The following is a 17,355-nucleotide window of genomic DNA, read 5'->3' as shown; positions in this document are numbered from 1 at the left end:
CGCGATATGGGAAAAAACTCTGGCTATTTTCTTGAACCTTTGAGAAATGGCCGGGGTTTTTTCCGGTTTATGCGGTATTTATCTCCCGGATAAAATAACTGGGAAACGCTGTAACTTCGCCATGCCTATTTCCGTTATGTTAATATATAAGGGATGAATCAAATGGATTAAGGGGAATCGGAAATGAAGAGTGTGTATACGGACGATCCACGGGAACAAGAAGCCGCGATGCAGCGTCATTTTAATATTCGACTGAATATGTTTTTCTTCAGTGCTTTTGCTATTTTCACGGTCATTATCGTTCGGCTGGCGATTCTTCAATTCGTGGAAGGTCCAAGCCTGTCGCAGCAGGAGACGGCCATGAGGGTAAAGGAAGTGCCTTTATCGCCGATCCGGGGATCGATTTTGGCCGCTGGAGGCGAGAAACTGGCTTACTCCACGCCCGTGCAGTCTTTATACATTACGTTGCAAAAGGATTACAGTACCACCACCGACCGAGGGAAAGAGAACCGTCCGGAAGCGTTGGCGCTGGCCGACAAGCTGAAGGAAGTATTCGATAAATACGGGGATCCGAATGCCGTGAAGATGACGAAGGAAGAGATCATCAAGGCGATGGATTTGGATTACCGGCTGAACGGCGGCTTTAGCGCCCGCAGAATCAAGATCGACCTCACGAAGGAGGAAGTGGCTTATTTCCTCGAGCGCAAAGATCAGTTCCCGGGCATTGAAGTCGTTGAGGAAAGCATCCGGCATTATGATAAGGATACCGTGGCGGTGCAGACAGTCGGTTATTTGAAAAAATTCAGATCCACGGATTCGGTGAGTTGGTATGATCCGATCCGGGAGGCTCAAGGCACCGACCCTGCCCTGGAGTATACGCCTGAAGAATTTGTGGGCTTCGACGGGCTGGAGATGTACTACCAGGAAGACCTTAGAGGCAAAAACGGATTCAAGAGCGTACCGATCGATCCGCGCAATATGGCGACCGGCATACCTGAAATAACGCCACCCGAAAAAGGTCATGATCTTCATACTACGCTTAACAAGAATATACAAATGATTGCGGAGCAGGCGATTTTGGACCAAATTGATTGGGTTCATAATAATCGTGTATCTGGTGAGGTGCATCCCAATGCAAAAACGGGATATGCCGTGGCTATGGAAGTCGAAACAGGAAACGTAATAGCCATGGCCAGCATGCCGGATTACGATACAAACGTATGGCAGACAGGGGGCATTTCTCCAGAGAAGTGGTCGGAAATTTCGGACAATTATCAAAACGGTACGATTACGCCATTCAGTTCCGGGCGTTCAGGACATAATTTTGGTTCGGATGTGTTGCTCGGCTCCACGATTAAACCATTATCCGTCTTGGTCGGACTTAACGAAAAATTGTTTACGACAAACACGTACTATAACGACAGAGGGATTGCTTACTTTGGTAAAAATGATTCGTCCAGCGTCCGTAACTCCGGTCAGCATGCTTATGGTCCGATGGATCCTTCAGAAGCCATTCGAAAATCTTCCAACACTTTTATGGTTGCAATGGTTGGGGAAAAACTTAATTCCAAATATAAAGGCACATCCGAGGGGATTGAAGTTTGGGACAAATACATGAAAGAATTTGGTCTAGGTGTCTCTACGGGTGTGGATTTGCCAAAAGAGTATTTGGGTAGCTTATCATACAATAACGAGTCTGAATCCGTACTTACAAGATTGGTGTTAGCCTCTTTCGGACAGCAGGGTGGTTATACAACAATGCAATTAGCTCAATACACTGCAACATTGGCTACCCACGGCAAACGGATGCAGCCTCATCTTGTAAGCAAAATCACGGATGAGGACGGCAATATCGTAAAGGAATTTAAACCTACGGTACTTAATGAGGTGAAATTTAACGATGCCTATTGGAAGGAAGTCATTAGCGGGATGAAAACTGATGTGAGCGTTGCGTTCAGTGGTTTTCCATATGACTTTGCCCGAAAGACGGGTACTTCCGAACAATATGCCGCCGGAAAGAACCGGGATAACGGGGTGTTTATCGCATTTGCTCCACGCGAAAATCCGAAGCTTGCTGTAGCTGTCGTCATACCGGAGGGTGGATTTGGTGCCTGGAGTGCGGCTCCTGTAGCGCGCAAAATCTTTGACGCGTACGACCAAGAGTATGGGTTGGACGGCGTACCGAAGAAGACTCTGAAACAGCAGCAAACGGGGCAAAATGCAGGAAAAACCGCAAATGCCGGAAATGCAGAAAATGGTGGGAACGCGGAGTAAGAGGGGGGAAGTTGGGAGGAGCGGAAACTCCAAATTGCACAAAATAACTGGAAAACCTACAGCTAATTCCGTTCTTTTTCCCAAAATTGAGTAATTAACTGGAAAATCTAAAGTTAATTACTCGGTTGAAGGCACAAACCTGTATATAGCGGTAAATTAGATGGAGGTTTTCCATCTAATTTCGCGGAATGATGATAGTTAGGGAAATTAACTGTAGGAAATCCAGTTATTATTCTCTCTCCTCGTTAGGAGTCGTATAATCGGCCTGGCTCCTTATGCAGCCAATGATCCAACGGCTTAGAAGCCGGTTGAATCTAATGGAAAACACCGGATTTTGTAAGGTGACAAATTAATATGGACTGGTATCGATCCAGCAAATTATTCAAGCAAGAGGAAAATTCCTCTTGCTTTTTTGTATGTTTATGCCTTAGAATTTGCACTAGGGAAACATTTTTATATATAACTAAAACTTAATGCCGAGGGAAACAAGTGTTTACTTGTACAACAAATGAAGGCTGAATACTGAAGCAGCGTCAAAGCAGCAGCAAAACCATTGAGATTCCAGCTTAATGCGGAAAGTTTAAGATCAACACTGAAGTGAAATCGTGGATCAATAATGAACTGAATTTGTGGGAGGAGATAACCGGATGAACAAGATTAGGGAAACCGAGATCAAAGTGAAGAAAAGTCCGATGCAGAGGGCAAAGATGACGTTAAGCGTATTGGCGTTAATCGTGATTGCCGCATGTTCCAAAGTGGAGGGTGAGCCCGGTCATCAGCAGCGCGCGGAGGATGGCGGGAAGATTCAAATCGTTACGACGATCGGGATGATTACGGATGTTGTTCAGGAGATTGGCGGCGGTGAAGTCGAAGTAAAGGGATTGATGGGGCCAGGCGTGGACCCGCATTTGTATAAAGCCTCCCAAGGCGATATTCAGAAACTGGACGATGCCGACATGATTTTTTACGGTGGCCTTCATTTGGAAGGAAAGATGACGGAGATTTTCGAGAAGCTGGAGAAGCGCAAGCCGACGGTCGCCGTTTCCAGAGACATTGACCCTTCTCTGCTGAGGTCCGGAAAAGATGCCGGCGGTTCCCAGTATGATCCGCACATCTGGTTTAATGTGAAGCATTGGGTCTCCGCTGCGGAAACGATCCGGGATACGCTGTCCGAATATGATCCGGCTCATGCCGCCGAGTATGGGAAGAACGCGGAAGCCTACATTGCGGAACTTAATGAACTGGACGCGGAAGTTCGGGAACGCATTGCCGAGATTCCTGAAGAAGGACGCGTGCTGGTTACGGCACATGATGCTTTCGGTTACTTTGGAGATGCTTACGGCATTAAGGTAATGGGGCTCCAGGGAATCAGTACGGCCTCGGAATACGGCTCGAAGGATGTCAGCAAGCTGCGCGATTTTCTCGTGGAAAATAAAATCAAAGCGGTATTCGTGGAATCCAGCATTCCGACCAAGTCGATGGAAGCGGTCATTGCCGGTGCAAAAGAACTGGGTCATGACGTCAAAATCGGCGGCGAATTGTATTCCGACTCCATGGGAGAGCCGGGATCGGACGCGGACACATATATCAACATGGTGCGTCATAATGTGAACACCATTACCGAAGCATTGAAATAAACGGTATGGGCGTAAGCTAGCCCAGGAAAAGGAGGAGCTGAGATGACTACTGCCAATCCACTCGAAGTCAATCATTTAACGGTAGCATATCAGAAAAAGCCGGTACTGAACTCGGTTTCGTTTCAAATCCCTTCAGGAAAGCTGATCGGTGTGCTGGGTCCGAACGGGGCGGGGAAATCCACGCTGCTTAAGGCGGTACTCGGTCTTATTCCAAAGGTTGAAGGAGATGTTAAAATATTCGGTCGTCCCTATCAGGAACAACGGAAAGTCGTCGGATATGTGCCGCAACGGGAATCGGTGGACTGGGATTTTCCGACGAATGCGCTGGACGTAGTGATGATGGGACGTTACGGGCATCTGGGCTGGTTCCGCCGTCCGGGATCCAAGGAGCGGGAAATCGCGATGGAGTGCCTCGGCAAAGTCGGAATGGCGGATTACGCCGGACGGCAAATCAGCCAATTGTCTGGCGGACAGCAGCAACGTGTATTTTTGGCTAGAGCCCTGGCTCAAAACGCTCGGCTGTACTTCATGGATGAACCGTTTGCCGGGGTCGATGCCACGACGGAAAAAGCGATCATCCAACTGCTGCACGAACTGAAAGAACAGGGGAAAACCGTTCTGGTGGTGCATCACGACTTGTCCACCGTACAGGAGTATTTCGATCATGTTCTGCTACTGAACGGCGAACTGGTTGCAGCGGGACCGACAAGCGAAATATTTACGCCGGAACATCTTCAGCAAACTTACGGCGGACGCATCGCCATGTTACAGGATTTCGCCGCCGTACCGGCAGGGAAGGTGTAACTTATGTTCTCGACATTTTTGAATTGGTTGACCGACCCGAACATGCAGTGGATTCTGATGGGATCGTTGCTGCTCGGACTGGGAAGCGGTGTGATCGGGTCATTCACTTTTTTACGCAAACAGAGCCTGCTTGGAGATGCGCTTGCTCACGCCGCGCTGCCAGGAATATGCATCGCGTTTATGCTCAGCGGCGTCAAATCGATCGGCCTCTTCATGATCGGAGCTATCCTTTCCGGAATGCTAGCCACCTTCGGAATCCATGCCATAACGCGCTATTCCCGGATTAAGCAGGATGCTGCGCTCGGTATCATCTTATCGGTCTTTTTCGGTGTCGGCGTCGTCATGATGACAAAGATTCAGCATAGTGGCAACGGTAATCAAAGCGGACTGGATAAGTACATGTTCGGGCAGGCAGCCTCCATGATGCTTTCCGACGTCTATCTGGTCGGCATCGTGTCATTGATCTTGGTCGCCGTATGCACCTTATTGTTCAAAGAGTTTAAACTGGTCAGCTTTGATCCGGGCTTCGCCAGGGGCATGGGACTCAAAGTCGGATTACTTGAACAGCTGCTGCTCTTGATGACCGTGATCGCGGTCGTCGTCGGCATTCAGGCGGTAGGCGTAGTACTCGTAGCTGCGCTGCTAATAACGCCGGCGGTCGCGGCGCGTTACTGGACCGACGCTTTGAGCGTCATGATCATATTGGCTGGTGTATTCGGCGCTCTTTCGGGCGTTACCGGGACGCTGATCAGCGGAACGCTGTCGAACTTGCCGACGGGACCGGTCACTGTATTGGCGGCAACTTCGCTATTTTTGGTCTCCGTCGTTTTTGCCCCGAATCGAGGAATGGTCTCCAAGCTGCTGCGTCGTTTGCGCCAAAAGAACGAAATGAAACGAGGTCATGACGTGGCAAGTATGACGGCTGTCGATATGGCGGTCATCTCGAAAAGAAGTCATGCGGCGGAAAGGAGTGCGGATTAATGGCGGATTTTTGGATCATTTTAACCGGCACGCTAGTTGCCGCCACCTGCGGGGTGCTTGGCTGCTTTCTCGTACTCCGTAAAATGGCGATGGTGGGCGATGCGATTAGCCACTCCGTTTTGCCAGGGATTGCGATCGCCTTTCTCATTAGCGGAACCCGCGATTCCGTTCTGATGCTGGTCGGTGCCGCCGTATTGGGCTTAATCACGGTATTTCTGATACAGGCGCTGCAGCACGGAGGTCTTCAGTCCGACGCTTCCATCGGGATTGTGTTTACGGCTTTGTTCGCCGTGGGCGTGATCTTGATCAGCCGGAACGCCGCTCACATCGACCTGGATCTGGACTGCGTGCTGTTTGGGGAAATCGCTTATGTACAATGGGATACTCTGATCGTGAACGGGTACGATCTCGGACCGGCCGCCGTCTGGCTGCTGGGCGGAACCCTGTTGATCGTGTTGGTCGTGATCGGCCTGTTCTACAAGCAATTCAAGCTGTGCGCCTTCGATCCCGCATTGGCGGCCGCGGTCGGAATACCGGTAGCGCTGTTCCATTACCTGCTTATGGGGCTGGTTTCGCTGTCCACGGTTGCGTCCTTCGAAAGCGTCGGAGCGATTTTGGTGGTCGGTATGCTCATCGTACCGGCTTCAACCGCCTATCTGTTGACAGATCGGCTTAGCGTTATGCTGGTCTACAGCGTATTGGTCGGTGCCGTCAGTTCTGCAGGCGGATATTATGCGGCAAAATGGCTGGATGCTTCCATCGCGGGATCCATGATCACCGTCGCCGGTATCCTGTTCATCCTGGCCTTCGTATTTTCACCGCTCCACGGCCTCGTGGCCCGATATCAAAAGCGCCGCAGCTTGAAGGCTGCATCGGCATAAGCTGCAGAGCGGTATAAGTTGCAATAATGGTCATGGTATCTACAAAGGTATCGGAGTCACCTGAATCGGGTGCTGCATCGTTTCGGATGCCGTTCATACATCCTTATCTTGTTTCCATTTCGGACTTCCGCCTCGAAAGCGGGGGTCTTTTTTCCGTTTCGGTGTTTTAACGGACATGAGAACCGTTATTTGTGGATAATCTGCTTATATTTGCAGTTAACGGACACCAGAGCTGGGTCAAATCAGGTTATTTCCCCACTGAAATGATGGATTAACGTCTCCTGTGTCCGTTAAATGTTTTAAAAGGGGAGTAGATGCGCATAAGGAGAGGTTCAAGTAATTGAAAAAGGCAAATGATATCACTGTCTTTGTTGGGCTCAGGCGTTTATGATAAAATGGCGTTATGCTATCGAAGGAAAAAGGATGAAATGGAATTCGATTGGAGGATTTTCTGTTGAAATATAAACTGTTGGCGCTGGATATGGACGGAACGCTACTGAACGATAATCATCAGATTTCACCGGAAACGGAGAAATGGATTCGCAAAGCCGCTGCTGCCGGAGTACATGTCTGTTTATCAACCGGAAGAGGTTATAACGAGGCTGCGCCGTTTGGAGTGCAGTTGGGGCTCGAGACGCCGATGATCACGGTGAACGGAAGTGAAATATGGAAATCGCCTCATGAACTTTATCATCGGGAGCTGTTCGATAAAGAAATCATTGCCCGTATGCATGCCATCTCGCAGGAGCACGGCGTTTGGTTCTGGGCTTATTCCGTGGAGGGAAGCTACAACGAGAACAATTGGGATCCCGGACTGCTGGAAGTCAACCAGTGGCTTAAATTCGGCTATCATACCGAAGACGACGAGATCCGCCATAACATTATGATGCAGCTTCAGAATTTTGGCGGATTGGAGATTACCAATTCATCGCCTTATAATCTCGAGATTAACCCTGCGGGCATCAACAAGGCGAGCGGCATCCGGACCGTCTGCAAAATACTAGGAGTGGAAATGTCGGAGACGGTCGCTATCGGTGACAGTCTCAACGATCTGGCGGCGATTCAGGCCGCCGGTCTGGGCGTTGCGATGGGAAATGCACAAATTGAGGTCAAGGAAAATGCGGATGTGGTGACCGCCTCCAACAATGATGATGGCATTGCGCTGATCATCCGCGATTACATTTTGTCGGAGGAGTGAAGGTAAATGATCGCTGCGCTCGGTTGGATTTTAATTATTTTGCTGTTTGCGGTCGGTATGGCGGGGGCTGTTTATCCTGTTCTACCCGGCGTCGTTGCCGTGTATTTTGCTTTTTTCGTTTACGGCTGGTTTTTCTCGTTTGAACCGTTCGGCTGGTTTTTCTGGATTATTCAAACGCTCATCGTCGTGGTTCTGCTTGTCGCGGATTACCTGGTGGGCGCCTGGGGCGTCAAAAAATTCGGCGGCAGCAAACTGTCTGTCTGGCTCAGCACCATCGGCATCATCGTTGGACCGTTCATCATTCCGGCCTTTGGTCTTGTGCTCGGGCCTTTGCTCGGCGCCATGATCGGCGAGATGATCAAGGGGGAACCGATTTCCAAAGCGTTCAAAGTAGGGGTAGGCTCGGTAGTCGGCCTGTTCAGCAGCATCGTTGTAAAAATCTTACTTCAACTTGTCATGATCGTTGTATTCATCATATGGATCCTCATGTTCTAGAAAAGAAAGAAGGAATTTTCTTTGTCCAAGAAAGAATCGTTTATTAAAGGCACGCTGATCCTTGCGGGGGCGGCGCTTCTGGTCCGTTTGCTGGGCCTGTTCCAACGGGTTCCCCTGGAGCATGTATTCGGAGACACGGGGAATGCCTCTTATGGCCTTGCAAACAATGTTTACTTAATGCTGCTGACCGTTGCCTCAGCAGGGATTCCGAGCACGCTCAGCAAAATGGTGTCGGAGCGGTATGCACTGAATAAACCGCATGAAGCCCGGCGGGTCTACAAAGCGGCGCTGATGTTTGGCGCCGTTTCCGGTGTTTTGATTACGGTGTTCCTATATTTGATCGCTCCGTATTATGCCACGAATATCGCCAAGGTTCCGGAAGCTTCTGCGGCTATACGGGCGATTGCCCCTGCCTTGCTTTTGTTCCCGACCATTGCGATGATGAGAGGTTATTTCCAGGGCCGCGGCAATATGACGGCTTCCGGCATTTCGCAAATTATGGAGCAAATTTTACGGGTCATCACGGCGATTGGCCTTGCCTTTGTCATGTACGGTATGGGGTACTCGGACAAATGGCTGGCTGCCGGCGCCTCCTTCGGCAGCGTGTTTGGCAGTATCGGAGCATTCGGCGTCATGGTTTATTATGCTATGAAGCTGCGCAAAGAGGATGGTCACAAATTGCCTCCCCTTGAATCCGGAACTACCGGGGCGGATATTCCGTACAAGCGCATCTACCTGGATATTTTCAAATTATCGATTCCGATTGTGCTGACTTCGCTTACCGTATCGGCGGTCAATTTTATTGACGGTTCGATCGTCAAGACGCTGCTCATCAACCATATCGGGGAAGGAGCTGCCGAACAGGCTTTGGCATTCTTGACTTCCAGAGCCCAGATGGTGGCCGGTATTCCGCCGATTTTAGCGATAGCGCTCAGTACTTCTTTGATCCCCGTTATTTCGGCGGCGTTCGTCAAGAAGGATGAAGCTCATTTGCGGAGTCAGGTAACGCTGGCCATGCGGATCTCCATTCTTTCGGGCCTGCCGCTCGTCATTGCGCTTGGAACGGCTGCTTATTCGGTAAACGGTCTTTTGTTTAAATCGCTGGACGGTTACGGCATCGTCGGATTTTTAACGTTCATGACGATCTTTCAAATTACGATGATGACCAGTAACTCCATTCTCTTAGGAGTGGGCAAGCCTTATCTATCCATGGTCAACGTGATGGTCGGGATCGTAGTCAAGCTGGTCGCGAGTTACGCTTTGGCTCCGGTTTGGGGAATTTACGGGATCATTACGGCCACGGGCCTTTGTTTCCTGGTTATTACGCTTCTAAATTTGTGGGCGATGAAAAAAATCGTTCCGTTTTCCCTCATGGGCAACCGTTGGGTCGGGTTTCTCCTGACCGTCGTCGTTCTCGGCGGCGCAGGGTACGGATTGAACCAGGCGGGCATTCAGATGGTTTCGATCATGCCTGCTCGGCTGGCCTTCTTCTTGACCTGCTGCATCGTCGGTCTCGCCGTTGTTGCGCTGTATCCGGTTATGCTGGTTCTGCTGCGCGTGGTGCGTAAGGACGAACTGTCCGGTTATCCGGCGCCGCTGCGCAAGCTGCTGTCTCCGCTGATGCGGCTGCAGCGCTCCGGCCAGGCCGGCTCGTCCAAGTAAGCTTGGGTTAGCACGGATGCAGCTGCGTTTCCTTGCAAACGGGTGTCGAATTGCCCGGGAAATGTCGGTTCATTATGTCTGTCCATGGTTCGCGTCGCCCGCGGCATCGCGAACGAGGGCAGTTTTGATGATGCCGCCGCGGTGTTCGCGACTGATGTCGCATAGATACGGCGGCTGGGGCGCGCTGATGCCGTCCAGCGCGCTGTGGCCTTTGAGCCAATCTTCCCTGGAGATGGGCTCATAGGGGGTGTCGCCCCAAGCGTCCAGCAGCTTGGGGCTATAGAGACGCTTGCCCGGAGGCAGCGTCTCGCCTTCCAGAAGCTCTGACCCCTGCACCGGGGAGGTCAGAGCTTCTTTGCTATTGGCCGTGAACAATTCCGGCCAATAGTCCGCCCGCGAGCCGCTATGCGGCACGCTGGCGGCGAAGCGCTCCGCGCCGCTGCGCACGGCGCGGAGGCCCATCAGCATCGCGTACAGGCTCTTGCCTAGCGCGATGCGGTCCGGGAGGCTGCCGAAGTCGGAGACAACGCGCCCGGCGAGGCGGCGCACCCCGTACTTCACTCGGCCTCCCTCATCCAAGTGCGGCCCCAATCCGCTTTCTTCATGTGCGGATTGTTCCCGGAGCCCGCCGGCTCCCGAGCCGGGCTGCCCATCCCTGTGGGAGAAGAACTGCTCGTCATTATCATATGACTTCAGTTCTTCTCTCGCCGAGTGTCTGGGCGCACCCTGACCCGCCGGCGGGGCGGAACCCCCGTTGTCCCCGGCTTTCGCTGCCTCTCCGGCATCGGAAACGGCTTTTTCGCCTATAGTCATCTCAGCCTGTCCGTTACGGTTTTCCGACTCGGCGGTATTCTCTCCAAGCTCTTTTTCCGTACCAGCCGCAACTATCTGCTCCGCCTGCTCCGCTTCGCACCTCGCTTCCGCTGCTTCGCACTCCGCCACGGGCTCGAGCAACGGAAAAACGACCTGGTTCAGCCCCGCCAGGCTTTGAAGATGGAAAGGGACTTTGTCGGTAATATGTCTCTGATAATAAGGGTGGCGGATGACCCGTTTTTCGATGTAGTTTTGTTCGTTAATAATTAATCCGACCGTCAGGAGAGCGCTCCCCCTGTCGATCCAGAACCGTTCCCAAAACGGGCGCATAAAGCCGGAGACGTGGAAATAGGAAAGCAGGTGGAAGCGGCTGGAGCCGAGCTCACGGCTTTTTATGTAAAGAAGCAACTGAGGATATGCGTCTTGAAAAATCAGGGCATTGCTGCGCTCCAAAAAGCGGTAGTACGCCCGTTTTTCCGTTTCATCCATGAGATCGGCCACTCTGCCGCGCAGGTCTGTCATATTCCACCCGGCATTCCGGGACACCATGTGGGCAAGAAACGCCCAATGCAATTCCGGATACGCCTGATAGCAGGCCAGATAAGCCTCCGTACGGGTAATATTGCTGCTTCCCGCACGGCTGGTCGCCAAAGAGATCTCCTCCGCTAGTGCCCGGTCCGCTTCGCTCCACTCATTTTCCCGGGCCGTTCTTGCCGCCGGACCCCCGCGCAGCAGGTCTTCGATTTCGGCAGCTACGGTGCGTGCGGAGGCTTCATTCCAGCCAAGGGGGATCCGGTCCTCCCGCAGGCGGCTGGATTCCGCGATCCCCGCGGCTTTACCTTTGAAGGCTTCTCCTATTAATAAAGGAAGCCGGCGGATAATTCCCTTGAGTCCCGGGGCGGAGGCCGGACTTTCCGGGTTGTGTGGGCTCTGCTTCATAGGGATCCTCGCTTTCTTTTCCGATCATCAATTTTATATTACAAGTATGGCCAAAAGTTTGACTTCCACTCCGGGTTTTGGTTGACTTAAAGAGGAAGCATAATGCAAGCCTAAAAAAGTACAGACAGAAAGGAATGAAGCTCATGAAACAGGTGCAAAGCGCAGCCGAGTTTGGCGTAAGCATCCAATCCAGCAACCTTGTCGTAGCGGTTTTTAAAGCGGACTGGTGCGGGGACTGCAAGTATATCGACCCATTTATGCCGGAGGTTGAAGAGAAATACGGCGACCGACTTACGTTGATTGAAGTGGACGTAGACAAGGTCGGTGACGTTAGCCAAGAACAAAACATTTTGGGAATACCGAGCTTCGTCGCCTATGCGGACGGTCGTGAGCTTGTTCGCTACGTGAACAAACTCCGCAAATCGCGCGAGGAAATTGAAGACTTCTTAAATAAGGCGCTGGATGTGTACCATACCTTGCACGATACAGCCGAAAGAAAAGAATAGCCGATCTCCAATTTCAAACGACAAAAATCACATCGCCCCTGGCTAGTACAGGCGGCGATGTTTGCGTTTTTGAACATTCTGTAACGTTTCTCTATGATTTGCCCCGCCCAATCAGTTATAATGAAATATGATTTGACGGAAATGAATGAATGCAGATGCTTTACTTTCTTACTCTGATAGAACGGGTGAGCATGTTGAATACGAAACAACTTAAATGGCTTAGCTACCTTTCCTGTTTGGTCATGTTTTTAGCTACTTTAGGCGGGAGCGTCGTGACCAAAACCGAGTCGGGACTGGGCTGCGGCAACGATTGGCCTTTATGTCACGGGAAGTTTGTACCGGCCCATACGATTGCATCGATGATCGAGTATTCTCATCGGGCGGTCAGCGGGGCGGCGGGCTTGCTTTCTTTGGGCGCATTTGTAGCGTTTTGGTTATACCGGAAACATCGCCGGGATTTACAGATGTACTCTTTCCTGGCTCTTGTTTTTGTGATGGTGCAGGCATTTATGGGAGCGATGGCAGTAGTTTTCCCTACCTCCTCGGCGGTTATGGCGCTGCATTTCGGTTTTTCCCTGATCGCTTTCGCCAGTTCGGTCATGCTGGTCCTTGGCATTCGTGAGGATGAAGCCAGGGAGAGAAATACGCCTGCTGCGCCAAAGCATTACGTCTCCAAAGGTTTTCGCAATTTAACGTGGTTCGCCACGGCTTATACGTATATTGTGGTTTATATCGGTGCTTATGTGAGTCATACCGATTCTGCGGGCGGTTGCTCAGGCTGGCCGCTCTGCAACAAGGAGCTGATCCCTGAACTTTCTGGCGGCGTCGGCATTGCTTTTGCACACCGGGTAGCGGCGCTGCTGCTGCTGATCGTCGTGGCTACGGTCGGTCACTTTGCCTATCGAAAGCATCCCGGAAACCGGGAAATCCGTTCATTGGGCGTAGCCGCTACGGTTTTGATTATTACGCAGGTCTTCACAGGCGCAAGCATTGTATTCACCCTAACTAATTATGAAGTGTACTTGTTTACATCCCTTGCCCACATTATTGTTTTGGCGGCCTTGTTCGGGGTACTCAGTTATATGAGCGTCAGAACTTGGCAAATGAGCAGACATGTTGACGGGAATGCGGGATCGGGAATTAATACCCGGACTGTTGTTGGAAATGACCCTGCCAAAAATCGGAAAGTCCAATAATTAAACGGCAGGGAATGACCGCCGAGAGTTTCGGGAAGTGTTATAGGAGTAGTCCAAGTTCGTCCTAACACAATGGAATCGCCGGGATTTGATGATGGAAGCGAGGAAACGATGATGCTGCGAAGTTTGCTTGGAGAACCGCCGAGACAAAATGAAGGTTTGTTGGGTGATACGATCAATGCCATGATCCAAACGACCAAGTTGCTGCAAAAAGAGACGGAACTGTCTAAAGATCCGACCCATGACTTCCGTAAGCTCGAAATTTGGACGCTCGGCTTGATCACCTCACTGGATGAACTGGAGCAATGCTTGCATGCGGCTGCCTTTTTTCGCAAAAAAGTAGTTCATGATTTCGTGGAGGATATGGATCCTGCAGAGCGCAGCGACTATGCCCGTTACGTATTTTTTTATAAAGATGGATTTATTCGTGTATTTTCCACGCTGGACAAGCTGGGGACGGTGCTTAATGAGCTGTTCGATCTCAAGACGTCCAAAGTCAAGGCGCATTTTTCCTACTTTACGGTGCTACGCCAGTTCCGATACATGAAAGTACATATGGAGCTTGGAGACCGGCTGGTTGCCATTAAAGACAAGTACAAGGAAGCGCTAGCCGAGCTAAGAGGGCGCCGGAATACGGAAATCCATTATATGAACTCGGAAATGAAGGACGACCTTTGGCAGCGGCATCAGACCTTGCAGGGGAAAATTGAGCTGGAGGATCTGGACCAGCATTTGCGTGACCTGGAGCAGGGTTATCTTATGGTGTGCGAGACGCTGCAGGCGGCTTTTACTTACAGTAATCAACGCTGGAAAAAGGTTTCTTTGAAATAGAAAGCCTTTTCCGATCGGGCTACGTATTTTTTCCTTTGACAAAAGACAATAAACCTCCTATACTCAAAAATAGTTTCGTAACAAATTTCATATTTTTCTTATCGAGAGAGGCGGAGGGACAGGCCCGATGAAGCCCAGCAACCGATTCGATTCCAGGTACCAACGAAGATTCATGGAGATGCCGGAACGAATGACATGGTGCTAATTCCTTCAAAACCGCGCATGCGTGTGCAGCGTAACGGTTTTGGCAGATGAGAAGGCATTGTCTTTACGTAAAGAGAGCCCTTTGAATCTGCAGGGGCTCTTTTCTGTTTATATAGCTATCTTTGAAATTAATCTATACAGGAGGCTAAACAGTTTGATTGAACTCAAACAGCTTACTAAAATATACGGTAGCAAGAAAAAGGCGACCACGGCGCTATCCGAACTTAACCTGACGGTTAACAAGGGAGAGATCTTCGGTGTTATCGGCCATTCAGGCGCGGGGAAGAGCACACTCATCCGCTGCATCAATTTGCTGGAACGGCCAACCCAAGGCGAGGTATGGGTCGGCGGGGTCGACCTGACCAAGCTGGGCAAGCGGGAGCTGCAACAGCACCGCCGGAAGATCGGCATGATTTTTCAGCACTTTAATTTGTTGTCTTCGGCTACGGTATATGACAATGTGGCCTTTCCCCTGACGTTGACCGGAACGCCTAAAGGCCAAATTCAGAGCAAAGTGAACGAGCTCTTGGCACTGGTTGGTCTGGAGGAACACCGCGGCAAGTATCCGGCCCAGTTGTCCGGCGGACAGAAGCAACGGGTAGGCATTGCGCGTGCGCTGGCCAGCGATCCTGACGTGTTGCTCTGCGATGAAGCGACTTCCGCGCTGGATCCGCAAACTACGGATTCCATTTTGAAGCTTTTACTGGATATTAACCGGAAGTTCAACCTGACCATTTTGCTCATCACGCATGAGATGCACGTCATTCAAAGCATTTGCGACCGGGTGGCTGTCATTCATGAAGGAGGCATCGTGGAAGAAGGGCCCGTTACCGAGGTGTTCCTGAAACCGCAGCATTTCGTAACCCGGGAGTTCATTAACCGCGACGCGGCGGGGGCGGCCGGAGAAGAAGGCTTGAAGCTGGCAGCCTCGGTTCCGCATCCGGAGTGGTCGAAGCTGGTGAAAATCACGTTTCTCGGAGCGAAGACGTACGAATCGGTTTTGTCTCAGGTTGTCAGGGAAACTGGCGTCAACTTTGCGATCCTGCAAGGGACGATCTCAACGATCAAGGACGTGCCTTACGGCAAGCTTACGGTATCTTTTGAAGGTGATGACGAGAAAGTTGAACGTACGCTTAATTTGTTAAGGGAACGGGATCTTGATGTGGAGGTGATCGGGTAATGTGGGGTTTGGATTTTTCAAAAATCAATTGGCCCGAGATGGGCACGGCTTCCGTCGACACGCTGCAAATGATGGGATACGCCACTCTGTTCACCTTTCTGATCGGCCTGCCGCTGGGTGTGTTGTTGTACACTTTTTCCCGATCCGGTTCTCCGGTGCTGGGCTGGGTGTACCGGGTTCTTTCCCTCATCGTAAACATCATTCGTTCCGTACCGTTCATCATCCTGATCGTCGCTCTCATCCCGCTCACCCGAGCGATCATGGGCGTCTCCTCAGGTGTGGAAGGAACGATTCCGCCGCTCGTAATCGGGGCCGCTCCGTTCTTTGCCCGCCTCGTTGAGACGGCGCTGCGCGAAGTGGACCGCGGGGTGATCGAAGCCTCCCATGCGATGGGTGCGACTACCTTTCAGGTCATCCGCAAAGTACTGCTGCCTGAATCGCTGCCCGGTCTCATTGCAGGCATGACGATTACCGCAGTTACGCTCGTTTCCTATACGGCGATGTCCGGTATGGTCGGCGGCGGCGGGCTGGGTGACTTGGCTATCCGGTACGGCTACTACCGTTATGAGAAGGAAGTCATGATCGTATCCGTTATTTTTATGGTCATTCTGGTGCAAGTATTGCAAATGCTGGGTGACCGGCTGGTGATTTATTTTACGCGGAAATAAGGAACAACTATATATAGATTAGATTCACAACATCCTTATTCAAAACAATTTGGGAGGGCATACTGTTATGAAAAAATGGACATTCTCGTTGTTGACGCTGGCTTTAGTGTTGGTGCTTGCCGCTTGCGGAAGCAACAATGCAAAAAATGACAACTCGGCCGCTGGCAATACGCCGGCTGCAGAAAACAATGCTGCGAACACGCCGGCAACATCGGAACCGGTTAAACTGGTCGTTGGTGCAACCGTGCCTCACGCGGATATTCTTAAGTTCATCGCGCCGGCATTAAAGGAAGATGGCGTAGAACTGGAAGTCAGAGAATTTACGGACTACGTTCAACCTAACGTTCAAGTATTCGAAAAACAGCTGGACGCCAACTACTTCCAGCACCAGCCTTATCTTGACGAGCAAAACAAGCAAAACAACTTTGATCTTGTGTCCGTTGTAGGCGTGCACGTCGAACCAATGGGTGCCTACTCCAAAACGCTGAAATCGGCAGACGAAATTGCAGACGGCGCCAAAGTGGCGATCCCGAACGATGCGACGAACGGCGGACGCGCTTTGCTGTTGCTTGAAAAACAGGGACTTATCAAGCTTAAAGAAGGTGCCGGAATTATGGCTACCAAAGCGGATATTACCGAAAATGCGAAAAACCTGAAATTCATTGAAGCCGACGCCGCTATGCTTCCGCGCCAATTGGAGGAAGTGGATCTGGCTCTGATCAATACCAACTACGCGCTTGAAGCCGATCTCAACCCGGTTGACGATGCGCTGTTCATTGAAGATGCAGATTCGCCTTACACCAACATTTTGGTTTCGCGCCCGGACAACAAAGATTCCGAAGCAATCCAAAAGCTGGCTAAAGCGCTGACTTCCCCTGACGTGAAGAAATTTATCGAAGACACTTATAAAGGTGCTTTGGTTCCGGTATTCTAAGAAGTAAATTTGAACTCATCCCGCTGCTTTGTGCAGCGGGATTTTTGTTGCTATGTACAATTTATAAAATGCCATTCTGTCTGTTGCATCAGCTTGATTGGATATTTTCCAATCCATAGCACCGGAAGGTACATTTTTTCTGTTTTCATTGG

At 50.9% G+C, this 17,355-nt stretch carries 15 protein-coding genes and 1 riboswitch; of the genes, 14 read left to right on the top strand and 1 reads right to left on the bottom strand.

What is annotated here, in order from left to right:
* Positions 1-183: 183 nt before the first annotated feature.
* The 8 genes from ACLB09_RS22245 (at position 184) to ACLB09_RS22210 (ending at position 9,932) form a co-directional block, all read left to right on the top strand.
* Complete coding sequence (locus tag ACLB09_RS22245) at positions 184-2,274, top strand: peptidoglycan D,D-transpeptidase FtsI family protein (RefSeq protein ID WP_410772036.1); 2,091 nt, start codon at positions 184-186, stop codon at positions 2,272-2,274.
* Positions 2,275-2,921: 647 nt separating this feature from the next.
* A complete protein-coding gene (locus ACLB09_RS22240; protein WP_410772035.1) occupies positions 2,922-3,911 on the top strand; it encodes a metal ABC transporter solute-binding protein, Zn/Mn family in 990 nt (329 codons plus the stop codon).
* Positions 3,912-3,953: 42 nt separating this feature from the next.
* On the top strand, positions 3,954-4,715 hold the full coding sequence (locus ACLB09_RS22235; RefSeq protein ID WP_410772034.1) for a metal ABC transporter ATP-binding protein: 762 nt from the start codon (positions 3,954-3,956) through the stop codon (positions 4,713-4,715).
* A 3-nt stretch (positions 4,716-4,718) separates the two neighbouring features.
* Positions 4,719-5,696 (top strand): metal ABC transporter permease, encoded by a 978-nt coding sequence (locus ACLB09_RS22230; protein WP_410772033.1) that lies wholly within the window; start codon positions 4,719-4,721, stop codon positions 5,694-5,696.
* Positions 5,696-6,577, top strand: a complete 882-nt coding sequence (locus tag ACLB09_RS22225; RefSeq protein ID WP_410772032.1) for a metal ABC transporter permease — start codon at positions 5,696-5,698, stop codon at positions 6,575-6,577. The genes ACLB09_RS22230 and ACLB09_RS22225 overlap by 1 nt, the downstream gene beginning before the upstream one ends.
* Positions 6,578-7,031: 454 nt before the next feature.
* Positions 7,032-7,775 (top strand): Cof-type HAD-IIB family hydrolase, encoded by a 744-nt coding sequence (locus tag ACLB09_RS22220; protein ID WP_410772031.1) that lies wholly within the window; start codon positions 7,032-7,034, stop codon positions 7,773-7,775.
* A gap of 9 nt (positions 7,776-7,784) precedes the next feature.
* The gene (locus tag ACLB09_RS22215) at positions 7,785-8,270 is read left to right on the top strand and encodes a DUF456 domain-containing protein (protein ID WP_410772121.1); all 486 of its coding nucleotides are present in this window, start codon (positions 7,785-7,787) and stop codon (positions 8,268-8,270) included.
* 21 nt (positions 8,271-8,291) lie between these two features.
* A complete protein-coding gene (locus tag ACLB09_RS22210; RefSeq protein WP_410772030.1) occupies positions 8,292-9,932 on the top strand; it encodes a putative polysaccharide biosynthesis protein in 1,641 nt (546 codons plus the stop codon).
* Positions 9,933-10,004: 72 nt separating this feature from the next.
* Here the strand turns inward: ACLB09_RS22210 and ACLB09_RS22205 are convergent, their stop codons facing one another.
* Positions 10,005-11,684: a DUF2515 family protein gene (locus ACLB09_RS22205; RefSeq protein ID WP_410772029.1), complete on the bottom strand. Its 1,680-nt coding sequence runs from the start codon at positions 11,682-11,684 to the stop codon at positions 10,005-10,007.
* Between the two features lie 143 nt (positions 11,685-11,827).
* Here ACLB09_RS22205 and ACLB09_RS22200 point away from each other — a divergent pair, with 143 nt between their 5' ends.
* From ACLB09_RS22200 to ACLB09_RS22175, 6 genes are all read left to right on the top strand, one after another.
* Entirely contained in the window at positions 11,828-12,190 is a 363-nt protein-coding gene (locus ACLB09_RS22200; RefSeq protein WP_410772028.1) for a thioredoxin family protein, read from the top strand.
* 194 nt (positions 12,191-12,384) lie between these two features.
* Positions 12,385-13,386, top strand: a complete 1,002-nt coding sequence (locus ACLB09_RS22195) for a COX15/CtaA family protein (RefSeq protein ID WP_410772120.1) — start codon at positions 12,385-12,387, stop codon at positions 13,384-13,386.
* A 114-nt stretch (positions 13,387-13,500) separates the two neighbouring features.
* Positions 13,501-14,217, top strand: a complete 717-nt coding sequence (locus ACLB09_RS22190) for a Cthe_2314 family HEPN domain-containing protein (RefSeq protein WP_410772119.1) — start codon at positions 13,501-13,503, stop codon at positions 14,215-14,217.
* 95 nt (positions 14,218-14,312) lie between these two features.
* Positions 14,313-14,475: riboswitch (SAM riboswitch) on the top strand.
* 100 nt (positions 14,476-14,575) lie between these two features.
* Positions 14,576-15,601: a methionine ABC transporter ATP-binding protein gene (locus ACLB09_RS22185; protein WP_410772027.1), complete on the top strand. Its 1,026-nt coding sequence runs from the start codon at positions 14,576-14,578 to the stop codon at positions 15,599-15,601.
* Positions 15,601-16,269: a methionine ABC transporter permease gene (locus ACLB09_RS22180; protein ID WP_410772026.1), complete on the top strand. Its 669-nt coding sequence runs from the start codon at positions 15,601-15,603 to the stop codon at positions 16,267-16,269. Before ACLB09_RS22185 ends, ACLB09_RS22180 begins: the two co-directional genes overlap by 1 nt.
* Positions 16,270-16,336: 67 nt before the next feature.
* Positions 16,337-17,203, top strand: a complete 867-nt coding sequence (locus ACLB09_RS22175; RefSeq protein WP_410772025.1) for a MetQ/NlpA family ABC transporter substrate-binding protein — start codon at positions 16,337-16,339, stop codon at positions 17,201-17,203.
* Positions 17,204-17,355: the final 152 nt, after the last annotated feature.

The organism is Fontibacillus forbon (genome assembly GCF_046559655.1).
In the GTDB taxonomy this organism is placed as follows: domain Bacteria; phylum Bacillota; class Bacilli; order Paenibacillales; family Paenibacillaceae; genus Fontibacillus.
Note: the sequence above shows the minus strand (reverse complement) of the source record. Positions and strands in the feature narration are given on the sequence as shown.